We start from the raw sequence: 19,319 nt of genomic DNA, 5'->3' as shown, positions 1-19,319 counted from the left end.
ACCGCTCGGGACGAGCGTGGGCACCAAGATCGGGGCGCGGGTCACGCGCGGGTACGGCCCGGTTCGGGCGCAGTCATCAATTCTACGACCTCGCGGGCCGCTTCGGCCACGTCGTGGTTCACGACACGCGCGTCGAACTCGTCCTGGGCGGCCAGCTCGACCTTCGCGGTCTCGAGTCGGCGCTGCTGTTCGGCGGCGTCCTCGGTGCCTCGACCGATGAGTCGACGGACTAGTTCGTCCCAGGTCGGGGGCAGGAGGAAGACGAGCACGGCCTCGGGCATCGCGGCCCGGACGAGACGGGCGCCCTGCAGGTCGATCTCGAGCAGCACGCTGCGACCCTCGTTCAACGCGGCGTCCAGCGGGGGGCGGGGCGTGCCGTAGCGGTAGGAGTTGTGGACCGTGGCGTACTCGAGCAGTTCGCGGTCGCGGATCATGCGGTCGAACTCGGCGTCGTCCACGAAGTAGTAATGGACCCCGTCGACCTCGCCGGGTCGCGGGGCACGGGTCGTCGCGGACACGCTGAGGTGCACGTCGGGGTAGTTCTCGCGGATGTACGTCGAGACGGTGCCCTTGCCCACGGCCGTGGGACCGGCCAGGACGACCAGCCGGGACCGGAGGCGTCCCTTGGCCTCGCGGACGGCGAGCCAGTCGCCGAGGATGCGGCGTTGCCTGACCCCGAGCCCGCCGACCCGTTTCGACTCGGCGATGCCGAGTTCGGTCATGATGCGGGCGACGCGGGTCGGGCCGATCCCCGGGATGCTGGTGAGCAGCTCGCGGACCCTGAGCGACCCCTCGGGGCTCGTGGGTTCACCGGCCCAGGCGGCCTCGGCGACGTCGAGGGCGCTCCGGGTCCGCGAGGCGACGGCGTTCTTGACGGCGGCGCGCCCACGTCGTGCGGCCACCGCGGCGCGGGCCGCCGCGGCCCGGGCGTCGGGGGGCGGGGTCAGACGAGGCACGAACGCACCTCGTCGGCGTCACGACGGACCGCGTCGGCGAACCCCGCCGGACCCGCCGAGAGGAGGGCACGGGAGGCGGAGACCAGCACGGCGCCGGCGGCAGGGCCGAAGAGTCGAGGGAGGTCGGCATAGGACGCGCCCTGGTGGCCGAACCCCGGGGCGAGCACCGGCGTCGTCGTCAGCCGCGTGGTGTCGATGCCGTAGTCGTCGAGGTCGACGGTCGCGCCGAGCACGAGGCCGACGCTGCCGAACGGGGCGTCGCCCGCCGTCTGGTTGTCATGGAGCACGTCGTCGACGATACCGCTCGCGACGGTGCCCTCCGCGCCGTGGGCGTCGGTCCGCACGGCCGTCTGGGTCGCCAGCGCCTCGACGTTGGACGTCGCGGCCAACACGAACACACCTGCGCCGACGGCCCGTGCCCGCGTCACCAGCCCGGTCATGGAATCGAAGCCGAGATAGGGCGAGACGGTCAGGGCGTCGACCCGCAACGCCGACGACTCGTCGAACCACGCGTCACCGTAGCCGTCCATCGTCGAGCCGATGTCGCCCCGCTTGGCGTCACCGATCTGCAGCAGGCCCCGCTCGCGACCGGCCTCGAGGACGTCCTCGAGGGCTGCGAACCCCGCGGAGCCCCAGCGTTCGAAGAACGCGACCTGCGGCTTGACGATCGATGCCGAGCCGACCAGGCCGTCGACGACGCGCAGGCCGAACTCACGCACGCCCGAGGCGTCGGACGAGAGACCCCACTGGTCCAGGAGGTAGGGGTGGGGGTCGATGCCGACGCAGAGCGGACCGGTCGCGGCGAACGCCGCCGCGAGCCGGTCGCCGAACGACGAGCTCACCGTCGGGCCGCCCGGGCGAGACCGTAGTCCTGCAGGCTCGTGACCTCGAGGTCGCTCTGCACGGCCTCGATCGAGGCGACGGCCGCTCCGAGCTGCGCGATGGTCGTGAAGAGGGCCTTGTCGGCCGCCACGGTCGCCGCGCGGATCTCGTACCCGTCGGCTCGGGCGCTCGACCCGCTCGGGGTGTTGATCACGATGTCGACCTCGTCGGCGTTGATCAGGTCGACGACCGAGTGGCCCCCGGCGCTGAACTTGTCGACGGTGTCGGCGTGGATGCCGTTGCGCACGAGGACGGTGGCCGTCCCCTCGGTCGCGAGGATGCGGAACCCGAGTTGCTGGAGGCGCAGGACCGGCAACACGATCGCCCGCTTGTCGCGGTCCGCGACGCTGACGAAGACGGTGCCCGACGTCGGGAGCCCACCGTAGGCGGCCGTCTGGCTCTTCGCGAACGCCCGGGGGAAGTCGCGGTCGATGCCCATGACCTCGCCGGTCGAGCGCATCTCGGGGCTGAGGACGCTGTCGACGACCTGCCCCTCTTTCGTTCGGAACCGCTTGAAGGGCAGCACGGCCTCCTTCACCGAGATCGGCGAGTCGAGGGGGACGTCCGAGCCGTCCTGCTCGGGCAGCAGACCGCTTTCCACGAGGTCGCGCACGCTGTGCCCCACCATGATCAGCGAGGCCGCCTTGGCCAGCGGGATGCCGAGCGCCTTCGAGACGAACGGCACCGTCCGGCTCGCCCGGGGGTTGGCCTCGATGACGTAGAGCACGCCGGCCGCGATCGCGAACTGCACGTTGAGCAGACCGGACACGCCGATGCCCTTCGCGATGGCGAGGGTCGCGTCGCGGACGCGGTCGATCTCGCCCTTCCCGAGCGTGACGGGCGGCAGGGTGCAGCTCGAGTCGCCGGAGTGGATGCCGGCCTCCTCGATGTGCTCCATGATGCCGCCGACGTAGAGCTCGGTGCCGTCGTAGAGCGCGTCGACGTCGATCTCGACGGCGTCGTCCAGGAAGCGGTCGACCAGCAAGGGCGCGTCGGGGCCGATGATGGCCTGGTCCGCGACCCGTTCGAAGTAGTCGGCGAGCGAGGGGCTGTCGTAGACGATCTCCATGCCGCGTCCGCCGAGCACGTACGACGGTCGCACCAGCACCGGGTAGCCGATCTCTTCGGCGACGGCGACCGCGCTGTCGTAGTCGGTCGCCGTGCCGTTGCGCGGTGCGAGCAGGCCGGCGGCGTCGAGGATGCCCTGGAAGAGGCCCCGTTCTTCGGCCGAGTCGATCGCGTCGGGTGTCGTGCCGAGGATGGGCACGCCGGCCGCTTCGAGTCCCTTCGACAGGCCGAGAGCCGTCTGGCCGCCGAGCTGCACGACGACACCGACGAGCTCGCCGCTGGCGCTCTCGGCGTGGACGACCTCGAGGACGTCCTCGAGGGTGAGCGGCTCGAAGTACAACCGGTCGCTCGTGTCGTAGTCGGTCGAGACCGTCTCGGGGTTGCAGTTGATCATGATCGTCTCTAAGCCGGCGTCGCTCAGGGCGAAGCTCGCGTGGACGCACGAGTAGTCGAACTCGACGCCCTGCCCGATGCGGTTCGGACCCGAGCCGAGGATGATCACCTTGCGGCGGTCGCTGGCCACGACCTCGGTCTCGGTGTCGTAGCTCGAGTAGTGGTACGGCGTCAGGGCGGGGAACTCCCCCGCGCAGGTGTCGACGGTCTTGAAGACGGGGCGCACGTCGAGGGCGTGGCGGTGATCGCGCACCTGCTGCTCGGAGAGCTCGCGCAACTGGCCGATCTGGTCGTCGCTGAAGCCGTGGTCCTTGGCGAGCACGAGGGTGTCCGCGTCGAGCTCGGCGGCCGAGGCGACCTGCTCGGCGATCTCGTTGATCAAGACGATCTGGTCGATGAACCAGGGGTCGATCTTCGTGGCGTCGAAGACCTGCTCGGCGGTGGCACCGGCCCGCAGGGCCTGCTGCACGGTGACGATGCGGCCGTCGGTGGGCGTCGACGACAACGCGAGCAGCGCCTCCTGGTCTCCGGGCTCTCCCTGCCAGTGGAAGCTCGACCCGCGCTTCTCGAGCGACCGGAGCGACTTCTGCAGCGCCTGGGTGAAGTTGCGGCCGAGGGCCATCGCCTCGCCCACGCTCTTCATCGTCGTGGTGAGCGTCGTGTCGGCCGCCGGGAACTTCTCGAACGCGAACCGGGGCACCTTGACGACGACGTAGTCGAGCGTCGGTTCGAAGGAGGCGGGGGTCACCTTCGTGATGTCGTTCGGGATCTCGTCGAGGCGGTATCCGAGGGCCAGCTTGGCCGCGATCTTGGCGATCGGGAAGCCGGTCGCCTTGGACGCGAGGGCGCTGGAGCGCGACACGCGGGGGTTCATCTCGATGACGATGACGCGGCCGTCCGCCGGGTCCACCGCGAACTGGATGTTGCAGCCACCGGTGTCGACCCCGACACGGCGGATGATGTCGATGCTGATGTCGCGCAGGTTCTGGTACTCGCGGTCGGTCAGGGTCAACGCCGGCGCGACGGTGATCGAGTCACCGGTGTGGACGCCCACCGGGTCGACGTTCTCGATCGAGCAGACCACGACCGTGTTGTCGGCCGTGTCGCGCATCATCTCGAGCTCGTACTCTTTCCAGCCGAGGATGCTCTCCTCGAGCAGGACCTCGGTGGTGGGGCTCTGGTGGAGGCCGTCCGTGACCATGCGGATCAGCTCGTCGCGGGTGTAAGCGAAGCCCGACCCGAGCCCGCCCATGGTGAACGAGGGACGGATGACCAGGGGGTACCCGAGGTCTTCGGCGTACTCCACGGCCTGGTCGACGGTCGTGGCGATGTACGACTTGGCGACGTCGGCACCCGACTCGAGCACGAGCTTCTTGAAGAGCTGGCGGTCCTCGCCCTTCTGGATGGCCTCGACCTTGGCGCCGATCAACTCGACGCCGTGCTTGGCGAGGATGCCCTCCTCGTCGAGGGCGATGGCGGCGTTGAGGGCCGTCTGCCCGCCGAGGGTCGGCAGGATCGCGTCGGGGCGCTCCTTCACGATGATGGCCTCGAGCACCTCGGACGTGATGGGCTCGATGTACGTCGCGTCGGCGAAGTCGGGGTCGGTCATGATCGTGGCCGGGTTCGGGTTCACGAGGATGACCCGGACTCCCTCTTCGCGCAGCACGCGGCAGGCCTGGGTGCCCGAGTAGTCGAACTCGGCCGCCTGGCCGATGACGATCGGCCCGGAGCCGATCACGAGGACGGAGTTGATGTCGTCACGCTTGGGCATCAGTTGCTGCTTTCGATGTCGGAGCCGAAGTCGACGGCCTGGCCGTTCGTGCGGGCGACGACCGCCTCACGGAAGCGGTCGAAGAGGTGGTTGCTGTCGTGGGGGCCCGCGGCGGCCTCGGGGTGGTATTGCACCGAGAACGCGGGGATGTCGAGGGCGCGGAGGCCCTCGACGACCTGGTCGTTCAGGCTGTAGTGGCTCACCTCCACCCGGCCGAAGCCGGCCGGCGAGTCGAGGACGCCGTCGATCGGCGCGTCGACCGCGAACCCGTGGTTCTGGCTGGTGATCTCGACCTTGTTCGTGGTCTTGTCGAGCACCGGCTGGTTGATGCCGCGGTGGCCGAAGGGCAGCTTGTACGTGCCGAAGCCCAGTGCCCGGCCGAACAGCTGGTTGCCGAAGCAGATGCCGAAGTACGGCAGACCGTCGCGGAGGGCGCCCTGGAGCAGCTCGACCTGCGAATCGCTCGCCGCCGGGTCACCGGGGCCGTTCGAGTAGAAGAGGGCGTCGGGGGCGAGGGTGCGGAGCTCGTCGATGGTCGTGGACTCCGGCAGCACGTGGACCTCGAAGCCGCGCTGCGCGAGGTAGCGCAGCGTCGAGGTCTTCACGCCCAGGTCGAGGACGGCGACGGATCCGATGCGGTCGCCCTCGGCCTGCAGCACGTACGGCTCGACCGTCGACACCCGACTCGAGAGGTTGAGGCCGCGCATGTCGGACCCGGCGGTGACGAGGGCGAGCTGCTCGTCGGGGTCGAGCCCGGCGTCGGGCCCGCTGAAGACCCCGCCCTTCATCGAGCCCACCTCGCGCAGACGGCGGGTCACGGCGCGGGTGTCGATGCCGCGGATGCCGACGATGCCGTCGGCGACGAGCTGGTCGTCGAGGCTGCCCTGCGCGCGGTGGTTCGAGACCACGCGGCTCGCGTCCCGGACGACGTACCCGGCGACCCAGATGCGGCGCGACTCGGGGTCGGTGTCGTTCACGCCCGTGTTGCCGATGTGCGGGGCGGTCATGACGACGATCTGACCGGCGTACGAGGGGTCGGTGAGGGTCTCTTGGTAGCCGGTCATGCCGGTCGCGAAGACGACCTCGCCGAGGGTGCGTCCGACGGCGCCGTAGGCGCGACCCGTGTACCGGGTGCCGTCGGCGAGGACCAGCACGGCCCTGTCGGTGGTGGAGGCGTCAGTCAATGGTCTTCTCCTTGGTGGTGCCGGCCCCGGGGGCCGTGGGGACGAGGGTGCGGATCGCCGCGACGACGGGGGTCGGGTCGTCGGTGAAGCGCAGGTAGGTGTCGAGGTCGACGTCGCCGAGGCGCCAGCCGACGAGCACGAGCCCGTCGCGCTCGACGACGCGGTCGATGGTCCAGGTCGCGCGGTCGACGCCCCGCATCGAGGAGGCGCGGATCAGCACGGCGGGTTCGCCCGCGATCTCGAGGCGCACGCCCTCGGCGTGGACGGACACGACCGCCCGACCGCGGAACCCGAGGCCGTGGACGACGACGCGGTCGAGCGGGTCGCCGCCTCGTGACGTCGCGACGTAGAGGGCGTCGACCGCCACGACGGGGTCCGACAGGTCGTCGGGCGCCCGGTCGGGTGCGGGGATGTCGGACTGACGGCGCCCGCGTGCCCGCCAGGACCGGGCCATCAGGCCGATCAGCAGCCCGACGCCGACGAGGATCAGGGCAGCGATGATCCACTGGCTCATCGGGCCGGCGTCCCCTCGGTGGCGGCGAGGGCGGCGGCGCTGTCGACGAGTCGAGCCGAACGGGCGACGACCTCGCTGTCGACGACGTGGCCGTCGACCACGGTCGCGTATCCCTGGTGGAAGGTCGCCCGCACCTGACCGGGCAGGACGCGACCGAGGTAGGGCGAGTTGCGGCTCTTGCCCGCGAGGTGCTCGGTCGAGAACGTACGGGTCACCCCACGATCGTAGAGCGTGAGTTCGGCGGGCTCGCCCACGGCGAGGGGGCGCCCGTGCCCGGCCACCTGGCCGAGGGCGGCCGGGGTGATCGACATCACCCGGGCCACGTCGGCCCAGCCGATCAGACCCGTGTCCACCATGGTGTGGTGCACGACCGAGAGGGCGGATTCGAGACCGACCATGCCGTTGGCGGCGGCGTCCCACTCGCAGCACTTCGCCTCGGAGGTGTGCGGGGCGTGGTCGGTGGCCACGATGTCGATCGTGCCGTCGGCCAGGGCGGCACGCAGCGCGTCCACGTCTTCCGAGCGTCGCAGCGGTGGATTGACCTTGTACCGCGAGTCGTAGCCCGACACGAGGTCCTCGGTCAGCAGCAGGTGGTGCGGAGTGACCTCGGCCGTGACCTCGATGCCGCGCGACTTGGCCCAGCGGATGACCTCGACGCTGCCCGCGGTCGAGACGTGGCAGACGTGCAGTCGGGCGCCGACGTGGTCGGCGAGCAGCACGTCGCGGGCGATGATCGCCTCTTCGGCGACCGCGGGCCAGCCGCCCAGGCCGAGCTCGGCCGACAGGGCGCCCTCGTTCATCTGGGCACCCTCGGTGAGCCGGGGCTCTTGGGCGTGCTGGGCGAGGACTCCCCCGAAGCCCTTGATGTACTCGAGGGCCCGACGCATCAGCAGCGGGTCCGCCACGCAGGACCCGTCGTCGGAGAAGACCCGGACGGCGGCACGGGAGCGGGCCATGGCGCCGATCTCGGAGAGGTGGGTGCCCTTCAACCCCTGGCTGACGGCACCGATCGGTCGGACGGTCACGAAGCCGGCGCGCTCCCCCAACGCCTGCACCTGTTCGACGACCCCCGCGGGGTCGGCCACGGGCGACGAGTTCGCCATGGCGTTGACGGCGGTGTACCCGCCGGCGGCCGCTGCGCGCGACCCGGTCAGGACGGTCTCGCTGCCCTCGCCGCCGGGCTCGCGCAGGTGGGTGTGCAGGTCGACGAGGCCGGGCAGCAGGAGCAGGCCGTCGGCGTCGGTGATCATCGCGCCGGCGGCGGTCAGACCGGTGCCGAGCTCGACGACGACGCCGTCGCGGACGACGACGTCCGTCCGGCTGCCGTCGACGGTCTCGGCGCCCCGGATGAGGTGGGTGGTGGTCACGATGCGTCCTCTCGGTCGCCGGCGAGGGTGAGGTAGAGCACGGCCATGCGGACGGCCACGCCGTTGGTGACCTGCTCGCGGACGGTCGAGCGCGGCGAGTCGGCGGCCTCGTCGCTGATCTCGAGGCCGCGGTTCATCGGGCCGGGGTGCATGACGAGCGTCGACTCGGGCAGCGACCGGAACCGCATCGCGCCCAGGCCCCAGGACCGGGCGTACTCGCGTGGGTTGGGGAAGAACGCGTCGTTCATGCGCTCCTGCTGGATGCGGAGCATCATGACGACGTCCGGTCGCACCTCGGCCAGGGCCTCGTCGAGGTCGTAGCGGACGTCGACGCCGAAGCGGCTGACGTCCACCGGGATCAACGTGGGAGGCGCGACCACCGTCACGTGGGCGCCGAGCGTCCGCAACAGCCACGCGTTGGATCGGGCGACCCGGGAGTGCAGGATGTCGCCGACGATCATCACCTCGACACCGTCGAGATCGCGCCCTCGGCTTGCCGACCCGTGGACGCGACGACGGATCGTGAAGGCGTCGAGCAACGCCTGCGTGGGGTGCTCGTGGGTGCCGTCACCCGCGTTGACGATGCCGGCGTCGACCCAGCCGCTGTCGGCGAGCACGCGTGGGGCACCGCTCGACGGATGGCGGATCACGATGCCGTCCGCCCCCATGGCGGCGAGGGTCTGGGCCGTGTCCTTCAGGGACTCGCCCTTCGAGACGCTCGATCCCTTCGCCGCGAAGTTGATGACGTCCGCACTGAGACGCTTGGCGGCGGCCTCGAACGAGATGCGCGTGCGGGTGCTGTCCTCGTAGAACAGGTTGACGACCGTGATGCCGCGGAGCGTCGGGAGCTTGCGCACCTCGCGGGTGGCGACGTCGGCCATGTCCTCCGCCACGTCGAGGACGCGGATCGACTCGTCGCGCGAGAGATCGGCGGTGCTGAGCAGGTGCCTCATCGGTTCGCCCCCGGGGTGGCGACGGGCGCCGGGTCGGAACCCGCGCCTCCTGCGGTCGTGCCGTCGTCGATGGCGACGAGCTCGTCGTCGTCGACGCCGTGCAGTCGCACGAAGATGCGCTCGACGGTCGAGGTGGGCAGGTTCTTGCCCACGAAGTCCGCGCGGATCGGGAGCTCTCGATGCCCGCGATCGACGAGGACGGCGAGGCGGACCGCCCGGGGCCGACCGATCGAGCTCAGGGCGTCCAGCGCGGCACGGATGGTCCGGCCCGAGTAGAGGACGTCGTCGACGAGGACGACGGTCTTGCCGTCGATGCCACCGGAGGGCACCGAGGTGGGGCGGGGCGACCGGGTGGGCTGGCGCCGGAGATCGTCGCGGTACATCGTCACGTCGACCGACCCGACGGGCACGGTGCTGCCCGAGATGGACGAGAGGGTCGCGGCGAGACGGTCGGCGAGCACGACGCCGCGCGGGGGGATGCCCAGGACGACCAGGTCGGCGGCGCCCTTGTTGGACTCGAGGATCTCGTGCGAGATGCGCGTGAGGGCACGCGTGATGTCAGCCTGACTCAGCACGGTACGGGTGCTCAATCGGACCTCCTTCCCCGCCTCTCGGGACGGAATTTAAAGGATGTCGGTGTGGGTGGATCGAGCCTATCGGTTCGTCGTACGGCCGACGAGTCGACCGGTGACGATCGGTCGGTGGTGATCTGTCGTCGACCGTCAGTCGGCGGTCGCGATGCGGCCGAGCAGTCCGTTGACGAACGAGGCCGAGTCGTCGGTGCTGAGAGTCTGGGCGAGTTCGACGGCCTCGCTGATGGCCACGGCGTCGGGGATCTCGTCGTTGTGGCGGAGCTCCCAGATGCCGATGCGGATGATTCCGCGGTCGAGGGTAGGCATGCGCGCGAGGGACCAACCCTGCGAGTACGTCTCGATCAGTTCGTCGATCTCGTCGCGGTGGTCGATGACACCCTGGACGATGTCGCGAGCGTAACCCCAGCTCGACCCGCGCTCGGGCTGGTCGAGTGCCCGTTGGGTCTCGGTGACCAGAGCGTCCGTCATGCTGATCTGACGGATGTCGGCGACGTACAAGACGTCGAGGGCGCGTTTCCGCGCCTTGGTGCGTGCGCTCACCGACTAGTCGTTGACGCGGCCGAGGTAGCCGCCGTCGCGCGTGTCGACCTTGACCTTGGTGCCGGTCTCGAGGAACAGCGGCACCTGGATCTCGTAGCCGGTCTCGACGGTGGCGGGCTTCGTGCCGCCGGTCGACCGGTCGCCCTGGAGGCCGGGCTCGGTGTAGGTGACCTCGAGGATGACCGAGGCGGGCAGCTCGATGTACAGCGGGTCGCCGTCGTGCAGGGCCATCTGCACGTTCTGGTTCTCGAGCATGAAATTCTTCGCGTCGCCGACGATCGTGGCGGGCACGTTGATCTGGTCGTAGTCGCTCGTGTCCATGAACACGTAGCCGTCGGCTTCGGCGTAGAGGTACGTGTACTCGCGACGGTCGACGTTGGCGAAGTCGATCTTGGTGCCGGCGTTGAACGTCTTGTCGACGACCTTGCCCGACATCACGTTCTTCATCTTCGTGCGGACGAACGCTCCACCCTTGCCCGGCTTGACGTGCTGGAACTCGATGACGTTCCAGAGTTGACCGTCGAGGTTGAGGACGGCACCGTTCTTGATGTCGTTGGTAGTCGCCATGCGCGGATGATCCGTTCGGGGTGGTGGGAGGTCGGCCGGAATCGGCCATCGTCGAGTGTAGCGGACGCCCTGACGGGTCGGAGGGCTACGAACCGATCTCTTGGTAGGCCGCGAACAGCAGGCTCTGGTCGGGCCCCTGCAGCACGGTCGGCCGGCCGATCTCGTCGAGGACGATGAAGCGCAACAGGCCCGCGCGGGCCTTCTTGTCACGCTGCATCGTCGCAAGAAGGGTGTTCCAACGCCCCAGGGGGTACGAGACCGGCAGGGTCAGCGACTCGAGGATGCGCCGGTGACGGTCGACCGCCTCGTCGGACAAGCGTCCGGTCAGACGGGCCAGCTCGGCGGCGAAGACCATGCCCACCGAGACCGCGGCCCCGTGGCGCCACTGGTAGCGCTCGGCGTGCTCGACGGCGTGGCCGAGGGTGTGGCCGTAGTTCAGGATCTCGCGGAGACCCTGCTCGGTGAGGTCTTCGCCGACGACGCGGGCCTTGAGCCCGCTCGCCAGCTCGACGACCCGACGGAACTCGGGCGTCGCGGGGTCGGTCGCCCGGTCGCCGTCGGCCTCGACGACGTCGAGGATCTCGGGTTCGGCGATGACCCCGCCCTTCACGCCCGCGGCGAAGCCGGCGAGGATCTCGTTCTACGACAAGGTGGCGGGGTGGTCGGGGCCGGCCGGCACCGCCACAGGCGGGGGGGAGACACCGACGAGGGGCTCGCCCCCGGCGGGGGGGTCGCCGGTCTGGCCGCCGCCGCCGCGGCGACGCGCCCGAGCACGCTGGTCGGCATCTGGACGAGCGGGACGCCCCGGAGCCAGGTGCCCGCGACGAAGCCGGCCAGGTCGGTGATGGCCCCGCCGCCGAGACCGATGACGGCGTCGGTGCGGGTGAAGTCGGCCTGGCCCAGCACCTGCCAGCAGAAGGCGGCGACCTCGACGCGCTTGGCGTCCTCGGCGTCGGGCACCTCGGCGATGAGAGCCTCGTAGCCGGCCGCCACCAAGGAGTCGCGCACCTCGCCCGCCTTGCGGCCCAGCGTGGGCGCGTGGACGATCAGCACCTTCTTCGTCTGCGGGTGCAGGACGCCCGGCAGGTGGCCGGTGAGTCCCCGACCGATCAGCACGTCGTAGGGGGCGTCTCCCTCGACGTGGATGGTCGTGGTGTCGGTCGCGTCGGTCATGCGGTGCCTCTCTCGGAGTCGAGCCAGGTCTCGATGTCGTCGACGACGGTCGAGACGGGCCGGTGGGACGTGTCGAACACGACGGACGCCAGTGCTCGGTAGACGGGATCGCGCTCGGCGGCGATGGCGCGCCAGGCCTCGATGCCCCCTCGCTGCAGCAGTGGCCGGGCACTGCCGGCCAACCGCGATTCGACGGCCTCGGCCGTCACGGTGAGCAGGACGACGGGGAACCCTGACAAGGAGGCGCGGGTGCGGTCGTCGAGGACGGCTCCCCCACCCAGCGACACCACCCCGTCACCGGCCAGGGCCTCGACCACGGCCTCGTGTTCGAGCGCCCGGAAGTGTGCCTCGCCGTGACGTTCGAACAGCTCGGCGATGGGCCCGTGCCGTCGGACGACGAGGCGGTCGCTGTCGACGAACGGGACGTCGAGGCGGCGCGAGAGCTTCTTGCCGATGCTCGTCTTGCCCGCCCCCATGGGGCCGATCAGGACGACCGGCCGCGTGGTCGTCACTCGGCGGCGGACGCCGGCTGAGTCCGCAGGTTCTCGGGGATGGCGTCGAGGTAGCCCCGCAGGTTGCGAGCCGTCTCGCCCAGCGAGTCGCCGCCGAACTTCTCGAGGATCGAGTTCGCCAGGACGAGGGCGACCATCGACTCGGCGACGACGCCGGCGGCCGGGACCGCACAGACGTCGGAACGCTGGTGGTGCGCCTTGCTCTCTTCGCCGCTCGTGACGTCGACCGTGGCCAGTGCCCGCGGAACGGTCGCGATCGGCTTCATGCCGGCACGCACGCGGAGGACGGTGCCCGTGCTCATGCCCCCTTCGGTCCCCCCGGCGCGATCGGTGTCGCGTGAGATGACCCCGCCCGTGCGGTGGAGCTCGTCGTGGGCGACCGACCCGCGCCTGCGGGTCGTCTCGAAGCCGTCCCCGACCTCGACGCCCTTGATCGCCTGGATGCCCATCAACGCGGCGGCCAGCTGCGAGTCGAGACGACGGTCCCACTGGACGTGCGAGCCGAGCCCCGGCGGCACGCCGTAGGCGAGCACCTCGACGACGCCCCCGAGGGTGTCGCCGTCTTTCTTGGCGGCCTCGACCTCGTCGACCATGAGGGCGCTGGTCGCCTGGTCGAAGCAGCGCAGCGGATCGTCGTCGAGACGGTCGACGTCCGACGGGACGGGCACCGGGCTGCCGTCGGGCACGCGCACGGGGCCGATGGACAGGGTGTGGCTGACGAGCTCGATGCCGAGCTCGGCGAGGAAGGACCGAGCGACGGCACCGAGGGCGACGCGGGCCGCCGTCTCGCGTGCGCTCGCACGCTCGAGGATCGGCCGGGCCTCGTCGAAGTCGTACTTCTGCATGCCGACGAGGTCGGCGTGGCCGGGTCGGGGTCGCGTGAGTGGCGCGCTTCGACCCCGTGAGGCGTCGCTCACGTCGACGGGCTCGGGGCTCATCACCTCGACCCACTTCGGCCACTCGGTGTTGCCGATGCGCAGGGCGACGGGGCTGCCCATCGTCAGGCCGTGGCGGACGCCGCCCGAGATGTTCAGCTCGTCCTGCTCGAACTTCATGCGGGAGCCGCGACCGTAGCCCAGCTTGCGGCGGGCGAGGTCGGCACGGATCGCGTCGAGCGACACCGGCACGCCGGCCGGCAGCCCCTCGAGGACGGCGACGAGCTCGGGCCCGTGAGATTCTCCAGCGGTCAACCAACGAAGCATGGTGTCGATCTTCCCACAGAGAGAGGGGCCGACCGACCGTGTGACGGTCGGTCGGCCCCTCAGGACGGGCGTGAGTGTTCGACGGCCGACCGTCGGTCGGTCACTGGTACTCGGGGTGCTCGCGCATCCAGGCCTGCCATTGCTTCACCGCGGCCTGGTGCTCGGCGTACGTGGTCGAGAAGGCCGTCTCGCCCGTGTCGAGGTTGACCGTGACGAAGAACAGCCAGGTACCGTCGGCCGGTTTCAGGGCGGCGTTCAGGGCGAGGTCGCCCGGGTTCGAGATCGGTCCGACCGGCAGTCCCTCGTGGACGTAGGTGTTGTAGGCGTTGTTCGCGTCGCCGCGTTCTTCGTCGGTCGTCGTGACCCGGTGGGTGTTCCCCGTTCCGTAGGCGACCGTGGCGTCCGACTGCAGGAGCATGCCCTGGTCGAGACGGTTCTGGAAGACCCGCGCGACCTTGGGATAGTCGTCGGCGAGACCGGCTTCTTTCTGGATCAGCGACGCGAAGACGATCGTCTTCTGGTAGTCGGCGGGCTGCGCACCGGCGGACTGCAGGTGCTGGGTCATGGTCGTCACCATGTCTTGGAGGTAGTCGTGGGCCGTCTTGCCCGGGTCGAGCTCGTAGGTCGCCGGGAAGAGCCAACCCTCGAGGCTCGTGGCCTCGGCGGGCAGACCGAACGTCGTGTAGTCCGCGGCGGCGGCCTGGACGTCGGCGATCGGGATCGACGTCGCGGAGGCGAGGAGCTCGTAGACGTCCGCCGCCACGGTTCCCTCGGGGATGACGACCTTGTTGGTGATGCGGTTCGCACTGTCCTGGAGCGCGTCGAGGGCCGACTGGGCGCTCATCTGCTGTTGCAGGGTGTAGGTGCCCGGCTGGAAGGTCATCGACGGGTCGGACAGCAGGAGCGAGTAGGCCGACTCGTAGCTCTGCGTGACGCCGGCGTCCGCCAGGTTCTGCGCGATGTCGGAGCCGACCTGGCCCGAGACGATGGCGAAGTCGACGGGCGTGCCGTTGCCGCTGCCGGCGTAGTCGGCCGGCTCGTCGTCACCCGTGAACTTGGCGATCAGCGGCTGGACCTGCCCCCAGGCGGCGGCGACGCCGGCGGTGCCCCCGGCCAGGACGAGCACGAGGATCGAGGCGAGGACGATCGGGCCCTTCTTCGACCGTCGTTCGCGCGGTTCCCGCGTCGCGCGCGCGCGTGCGCGATCGCCGTCGCCGTCGGAGGGCGGAACGACGACGGGCTCGGCCCGTCGTTCGCGCTCCCGCTGTTCACGGCGGGACAGAGCGGGGACCTCGACGTGCGTGCTGCGCCGGAGGGGTGCGCCGTCGCCGTCATCCTGCAGGTGGTCGACCGACTCGCCTCGGCGGCGTCCGGAGCTGTCGGCAGGGCGGTCGTTCTGGGGTTGGGACGCGAAGATGTCGTCCCAATCGGGTTCGTCGGCCACGAATCACTGTCTTTCGTCGGTGGCGGGGGCGGCCACGGCGCCGCCCGTCTCTCGGGTCACCTCGGCCGCCCGCCCGGGCGGCGGACCGCGCGAGCGCTCGAGGTCGAGCGCGTGCTGGACGATGATAACAGCGGCCACTTGGTCGATCACGGACCGTTGTCTCTTGCCCTTCCGGCCCGAGGCCCGGAGGGCACCCTGGGCGCTGACCGTCGAGAGACGCTCGTCGACGAGACGGACGGGCACCGTGACGGCCTGCGCGATGGCCGCCGCGAAGTCCCGCGCGTCCTGCGTCGACGCCGTGTCGCGACCCGAGAGGGCGATGGGCAGGCCGCCGACCACCTCGAGCGCATCGAGTTCGGCGACCAGGTCGCGGACGGCACCGACGTCGGCCACACCGTCGGCGGAACGCGCGAGCGTCTCGACCGGGGTGGCGAGCAGACCGTCGGGGTCGGTGCGAGCGACTCCGACCCGGGCCTTGCCCACGTCGATGCCGACGCGGACGCCTCGGCGCACGGCCGTCCTCAGGCCCCGAGTTCGGCGACGATGCCGGCCAGCGCGGTGGGAATCGCCGAGACGTCGGATCCGCCGCCCTGTGCGAGGTCGTCCTTGCCGCCGCCGCCGCCACCGAGGGCCGAGGCGGCACCCTTGGCGAGACGGCCGGCCTTGACTCCGGCCCGGCGCGCGCCGTCGGTGGTGGCCACGATCACGGCGGGCTTGCCCCCGGCGTCTGCTGCCAGGGCGACGACCGCCGCGCGGCGGCGGCGGGGCGGTCGCGCCCCGACGGGGCGCGCGGCCGCAGGGCGTCGGTCGAGCCGGGCGACCCGACCGATTCGGCGGCGCCGGTGAGGTCGCCGATCGAGGTCGCCGTCCCGGCCAACGCCGGGACGCGTGTGGCGAGGCGGGGGGGGCCGACCGCGGCGGCCTTCTCTCGGCCGCGCGGAGGCTCGTGACGAGGTCACCGACGCGGTCGGCCAGCTGATCGCGCGGGGTCTTGAGCGACGAGGTCAGTTGGGACACGAGGGCACGCTCGGCGGCGAACTCACGGAACGCGTCCATGCCGACGAGCGACTCCACGCGCCGGTTGGTCGACCCCACCGAGGTCTCGCTGACGAGGTTGATGAGGCCGACCTGCGAGCTGGTCGAGACGTGGGTGCCCGCGCAGAGCTCGCGGGACCAGGGACCACCGATGTCGACCATGCGGACGGTCTCGCCGTACTTCTCGCCGAACAGTGCCATGGCACCCAGGGCGCGGGCGTCGTCGAGGGGCATCTCGCGGGTGACGACGTGCAGGTCGTCGCGGATCGCGTTGTTGGCGATCTCCTCGATCTCGGACCGCGTCTGCGGGCTCAGTGCCTGGTTCCAGTTGAAGTCGAGCCGCATGTAGCCGGCCTTGTTGTAGGACCCGGCCTGGTGCGCCTCGGGGCCGAGCACTTCTCGGAGGGCGGCGTGGATCAGGTGCGTCGCGGAGTGCGCCTGTGTCGCGCCCCGGCGGTAGGCGGGGTCGACCACGCTGGTCGCCGTGTCGCCGACCCCCACCTCGCCGGAGGTGACCTGGACGCGGTGGCTGATGAGACCCTTGACCGGCTTCTGCACGTCGAGGACCTCGAGGTCGAAGCCCACGCCGACGATGCGGCCCGAGTCGGCCTCCTGGCCGCCGGACTCGGCGTACAGCGAGGTCTCGGCGAGGATCACCTCGGCGATGTCGCCCGCCACGGCGCGGTCGACGTCGGCCCCGTCGACGATCAGGCCGAGCACGCGGGTCTCGGTGTCGAGCTCGTCGTAGCCCGTGAAGACCGTCTCGCCCTGGGCGCGGAACGCGCTGTAGACGCTCAGGTCGGCCAGGGCCACCTTCCGAGACTTGGCGTCGGCCTTCGCCCGGGCGCGTTGCTCGGACATCAGCCGGTCGAACGCCTCGCGGTCGCCCGTCAGGCCGCTCTCTTCCGCGATCTCGAGGGTGAGGTCGATCGGGACCCCGAAGGTGTCGTGCAACAGGAATGCCGTGTCGCCCTGCAGCTGCGGGGTCGTGCCCGCCGAGGCGCGCTGCTTCGTGTCGTCGACGGCGATGTCGAGGATGTTCGTGCCGGCGGCCAGGGTGCGGAGGAAGGTCTCCTCCTCGGCGTAGGCCAGCCGCGAGATGCGTTCGTAGTCGGTCTCGACCTCGGGGTAGGCGGCCTTCATCGCGTCGCGGGACTCCGGGAAGAGCGCGGGGAAGGTGGGGTCGTCGACGCCGAGCAGACGCATCGAACGCACCGTGCGTCGCAGGAGACGGCGGAGGATGTAGCCGCGGCCCTCGTTGGACGGGCGCACCCCGTCGGACATCAGCATGAGCGAGCTGCGGACGTGGTCGGCGATGACCCGCATGCGGACGTCGTCGTCGTGGACCGCGCCGTAGCGCCGCCCCGACAGCTCGGCGGCCTTGTCGAGGACCGGGCGCACCTGGTCGATCTCGTACATGTTGTCGACGCCCTGCTTGAGGAAGGCGACGCGTTCGAGACCCATGCCGGTGTCGATGTTCTTGTTCGGCAGCTCGCGCACGATGTCGAAGTCGACCTTCGAGCGGACGTTCTCGATCTGGTACTGCATGAACACGAGGTTCCAGATCTCGACGTAGCGGTCGTCGTCGGTCGCCGGACCACCGTCGGCCCCGTAGGCGGGACCACGGTCGAAGAAGATCTCGGAGCACGGCCCCGCAGGCCCGGGCTGACCGGTGTGCCAGTAGTTGGAGTCCTTGCCGAGGCGCTGGATGCGCTCGTCGGGCAGGCCGGCGACCTTCTTCCAGAGGGCGATGGCCTCGTCGTCCTCTTCGTACACCGTCACCCACAGGTCGTCGGGCGAGAACGCGAGGCCACCGTCGGCCTCGCTCGAGGTCAAGAGCTCCCAGGCGTAGCCGATCGCTTCTTCTTTGAAGTAGTCGCCGAACGAGAAGTTGCCGTTCATCTGGAAGAACGTGCCGTGTCTCGGCGTCTTGCCGACCTCTTCGATGTCGTTGGTGCGGATGCACTTCTGGACGCTCGTGGCGCGGGGGTACGGCGTGGGGACGAGCCCGGTGAGGTACGGGATGAACGGGACCATGCCCGCGACCGTGAAGAGGAGGCTCGGGTCGTCACTGACCAGGGACGCGGACGGGACGACGGTGTGGCCCCGATCGCCGAAGTAGTCGAGCCAACGGCGGCGGATTTCGGCGGTCTGCATGGTTCTCCCGAGGGTGGGTTGGTCGAGTGTCAGGACGAGGGGGCGCGGCAGGGCGCTCAGGACTCGTCGCGGTCGGTGCGCAGTTCGGCCTCACGGGCCTTGTAGCCGTCGACCACGGCGGCGCGGAACGACTTCACGTTGCCGTCGAGGCCGCCGAAGAACTGCTGACCCCGAGGTGTCTTGTTGAACTGGTGGGCGACGGCGAAGCCGCCGACGACACCGACGGCGAGCAGGAACAGGCTCTTCACGGGGACTCCTCTTGGGGCTGGTGCCGCGACGTGCGAGCGCGACGACACATCAGCTTACCCGGCCCCGGGAACGCGAAAGGAGCGGGCCACGACCGTGGCCCGCTCCTGACGGGGTGACGAGTTCTAGCGCGCGGCGTAGTACTCGACGACGAGCTGGACCTCGCAGGTCACCGGGACCTCGACGCGCTTCGGGCGGCGCACGAGGCGGGCCTGCAGCTTGTCGATCTCGACCTCGAGGTAGCCGGGCACCTTGGGCAGCAGGTCGACGTGACCGCCGGCCGCGGCGACCTGGAAGGGCTCGGTCTTCTCGCTGCGCTCTTTCACGTGGATCATCTGACCCGGCTTGACGCGGAACGAGGGGCGGTCGACGAGCTTGCCGTCGACGAGGATGTGACGGTGCACGACCATCTGACGGGCCTGAGCCGTCGTGCGGGCGAAGCCGGCACGCAGGACGAGGGCGTCGAGACGGGTCTCGAGGAGCTCGACCAGGTTCTCACCGGTCAGGCCCGAGGCCTTGCGCGCCTCGTTGAAGACGATCTTGAGCTGGGCCTCGCGGATGCCGTACTGGGCGCGCAGGCGCTGCTTCTCACGCAGGCGGACGGCGTAGTCGCTGTCGGTCTTGCGCTTGGTGCGACCGTGCTCACCGGGCGCGTAGGGGCGCTTCTCGAGGTAGCGAGCGGCCTTCGGGGTCAGCGCGATGCCGAGGGCACGCGAGAGACGGGTCTTGCTGCGGGTACGTGACTTGGTGGACACTTGTTCC

At 70.5% G+C, this 19,319-nt stretch carries 16 protein-coding genes and 2 pseudogenes; all 18 read right to left on the bottom strand.

The window, feature by feature from the left end:
• Positions 1–41 precede the first annotated feature (41 nt).
• The 18 genes and pseudogenes from gmk to rpsD all read right to left on the bottom strand — a co-directional run bounded on the left by gmk (position 42) and on the right by rpsD (position 19,312).
• Positions 42–956, bottom strand: coding sequence for a guanylate kinase (gene gmk, locus AEQ27_RS07435; RefSeq protein WP_054146060.1), 915 nt, complete (start codon positions 954–956; stop codon positions 42–44).
• The gene (pyrF, locus tag AEQ27_RS07430) at positions 944–1,798 is read right to left on the bottom strand and encodes an orotidine-5'-phosphate decarboxylase (RefSeq protein ID WP_054146059.1); all 855 of its coding nucleotides are present in this window, start codon (positions 1,796–1,798) and stop codon (positions 944–946) included. Before pyrF ends, gmk begins: the two co-directional genes overlap by 13 nt.
• Complete coding sequence (gene carB, locus AEQ27_RS07425; RefSeq protein ID WP_054146058.1) at positions 1,795–5,070, bottom strand: carbamoyl-phosphate synthase large subunit; 3,276 nt, start codon at positions 5,068–5,070, stop codon at positions 1,795–1,797. Before carB ends, pyrF begins: the two co-directional genes overlap by 4 nt.
• Positions 5,070–6,254: a glutamine-hydrolyzing carbamoyl-phosphate synthase small subunit gene (carA, locus tag AEQ27_RS07420; RefSeq protein WP_054146057.1), complete on the bottom strand. Its 1,185-nt coding sequence runs from the start codon at positions 6,252–6,254 to the stop codon at positions 5,070–5,072. Before carA ends, carB begins: the two co-directional genes overlap by 1 nt.
• Complete coding sequence (locus tag AEQ27_RS07415) at positions 6,247–6,768, bottom strand: hypothetical protein (protein ID WP_054146056.1); 522 nt, start codon at positions 6,766–6,768, stop codon at positions 6,247–6,249. Before AEQ27_RS07415 ends, carA begins: the two co-directional genes overlap by 8 nt.
• Positions 6,765–8,135 (bottom strand): dihydroorotase, encoded by a 1,371-nt coding sequence (locus tag AEQ27_RS07410; protein WP_054146055.1) that lies wholly within the window; start codon positions 8,133–8,135, stop codon positions 6,765–6,767. Before AEQ27_RS07410 ends, AEQ27_RS07415 begins: the two co-directional genes overlap by 4 nt.
• Positions 8,132–9,088, bottom strand: coding sequence for an aspartate carbamoyltransferase catalytic subunit (locus AEQ27_RS07405; RefSeq protein ID WP_054146054.1), 957 nt, complete (start codon positions 9,086–9,088; stop codon positions 8,132–8,134). Before AEQ27_RS07405 ends, AEQ27_RS07410 begins: the two co-directional genes overlap by 4 nt.
• Positions 9,085–9,678 (bottom strand): bifunctional pyr operon transcriptional regulator/uracil phosphoribosyltransferase PyrR, encoded by a 594-nt coding sequence (pyrR, locus tag AEQ27_RS07400; RefSeq protein ID WP_082383331.1) that lies wholly within the window; start codon positions 9,676–9,678, stop codon positions 9,085–9,087. Before pyrR ends, AEQ27_RS07405 begins: the two co-directional genes overlap by 4 nt.
• Positions 9,679–9,810: 132 nt before the next feature.
• Positions 9,811–10,221, bottom strand: a complete 411-nt coding sequence (nusB, locus tag AEQ27_RS07395) for a transcription antitermination factor NusB (RefSeq protein ID WP_054146053.1) — start codon at positions 10,219–10,221, stop codon at positions 9,811–9,813.
• Between the two features lie 3 nt (positions 10,222–10,224).
• The gene (gene efp, locus AEQ27_RS07390; RefSeq protein ID WP_043592746.1) at positions 10,225–10,788 is read right to left on the bottom strand and encodes an elongation factor P; all 564 of its coding nucleotides are present in this window, start codon (positions 10,786–10,788) and stop codon (positions 10,225–10,227) included.
• 85 nt (positions 10,789–10,873) lie between these two features.
• Positions 10,874–11,961 (bottom strand): annotated as a pseudogene (locus AEQ27_RS07385) (3-dehydroquinate synthase).
• Positions 11,958–12,437 (bottom strand): shikimate kinase, encoded by a 480-nt coding sequence (locus AEQ27_RS07380; RefSeq protein WP_054146183.1) that lies wholly within the window; start codon positions 12,435–12,437, stop codon positions 11,958–11,960. The pseudogene AEQ27_RS07385 and the gene AEQ27_RS07380 overlap by 4 nt, the downstream one beginning before the upstream one ends.
• A 32-nt stretch (positions 12,438–12,469) precedes the next feature.
• On the bottom strand, positions 12,470–13,675 hold the full coding sequence (gene aroC / locus AEQ27_RS07375; protein ID WP_054146052.1) for a chorismate synthase: 1,206 nt from the start codon (positions 13,673–13,675) through the stop codon (positions 12,470–12,472).
• Between the two features lie 100 nt (positions 13,676–13,775).
• The gene (mltG, locus tag AEQ27_RS07370; RefSeq protein ID WP_152970227.1) at positions 13,776–15,119 is read right to left on the bottom strand and encodes an endolytic transglycosylase MltG; all 1,344 of its coding nucleotides are present in this window, start codon (positions 15,117–15,119) and stop codon (positions 13,776–13,778) included.
• A 3-nt stretch (positions 15,120–15,122) separates the two neighbouring features.
• Complete coding sequence (gene ruvX / locus AEQ27_RS07365; RefSeq protein ID WP_235451022.1) at positions 15,123–15,602, bottom strand: Holliday junction resolvase RuvX; 480 nt, start codon at positions 15,600–15,602, stop codon at positions 15,123–15,125.
• 38 nt (positions 15,603–15,640) lie between these two features.
• Positions 15,641–18,311 (bottom strand): annotated as a pseudogene (alaS, locus tag AEQ27_RS07360) (alanine--tRNA ligase).
• A gap of 56 nt (positions 18,312–18,367) precedes the next feature.
• A complete protein-coding gene (locus tag AEQ27_RS07355; protein WP_054146050.1) occupies positions 18,368–18,559 on the bottom strand; it encodes a hypothetical protein in 192 nt (63 codons plus the stop codon).
• Positions 18,560–18,682: 123 nt separating this feature from the next.
• Positions 18,683–19,312 (bottom strand): 30S ribosomal protein S4, encoded by a 630-nt coding sequence (gene rpsD / locus AEQ27_RS07350; protein WP_043592736.1) that lies wholly within the window; start codon positions 19,310–19,312, stop codon positions 18,683–18,685.
• Positions 19,313–19,319: the final 7 nt, after the last annotated feature.

It is taken from the genome of Frigoribacterium sp. RIT-PI-h, assembly GCF_001297205.1.
GTDB lineage: Bacteria > Actinomycetota > Actinomycetes > Actinomycetales > Microbacteriaceae > Frigoribacterium.
This window is presented reverse-complemented; position numbering and strand designations above follow the sequence as displayed.

Bases quoted from the DNA above. Each gene is read 5' to 3' on its own strand.
- AEQ27_RS07405 (WP_054146054.1), bottom strand. From the start codon at position 9,088: ATGAGGCACCTGCTCAGCACCGCCGATCTCTCGCGCGACGAGTCGATC.
- efp (WP_043592746.1), bottom strand. From the start codon at position 10,788: ATGGCGACTACCAACGACATCAAGAACGGTGCCGTCCTCAACCTCGAC.
- aroC (WP_054146052.1), bottom strand. From the start codon at position 13,675: ATGCTTCGTTGGTTGACCGCTGGAGAATCTCACGGGCCCGAGCTCGTC.
- AEQ27_RS07380 (WP_054146183.1), bottom strand. From the start codon at position 12,437: ATGGGGGCGGGCAAGACGAGCATCGGCAAGAAGCTCTCGCGCCGCCTC.
- AEQ27_RS07415 (WP_054146056.1), bottom strand. From the start codon at position 6,768: ATGAGCCAGTGGATCATCGCTGCCCTGATCCTCGTCGGCGTCGGGCTG.
- carB (WP_054146058.1), bottom strand. From the start codon at position 5,070: ATGCCCAAGCGTGACGACATCAACTCCGTCCTCGTGATCGGCTCCGGG.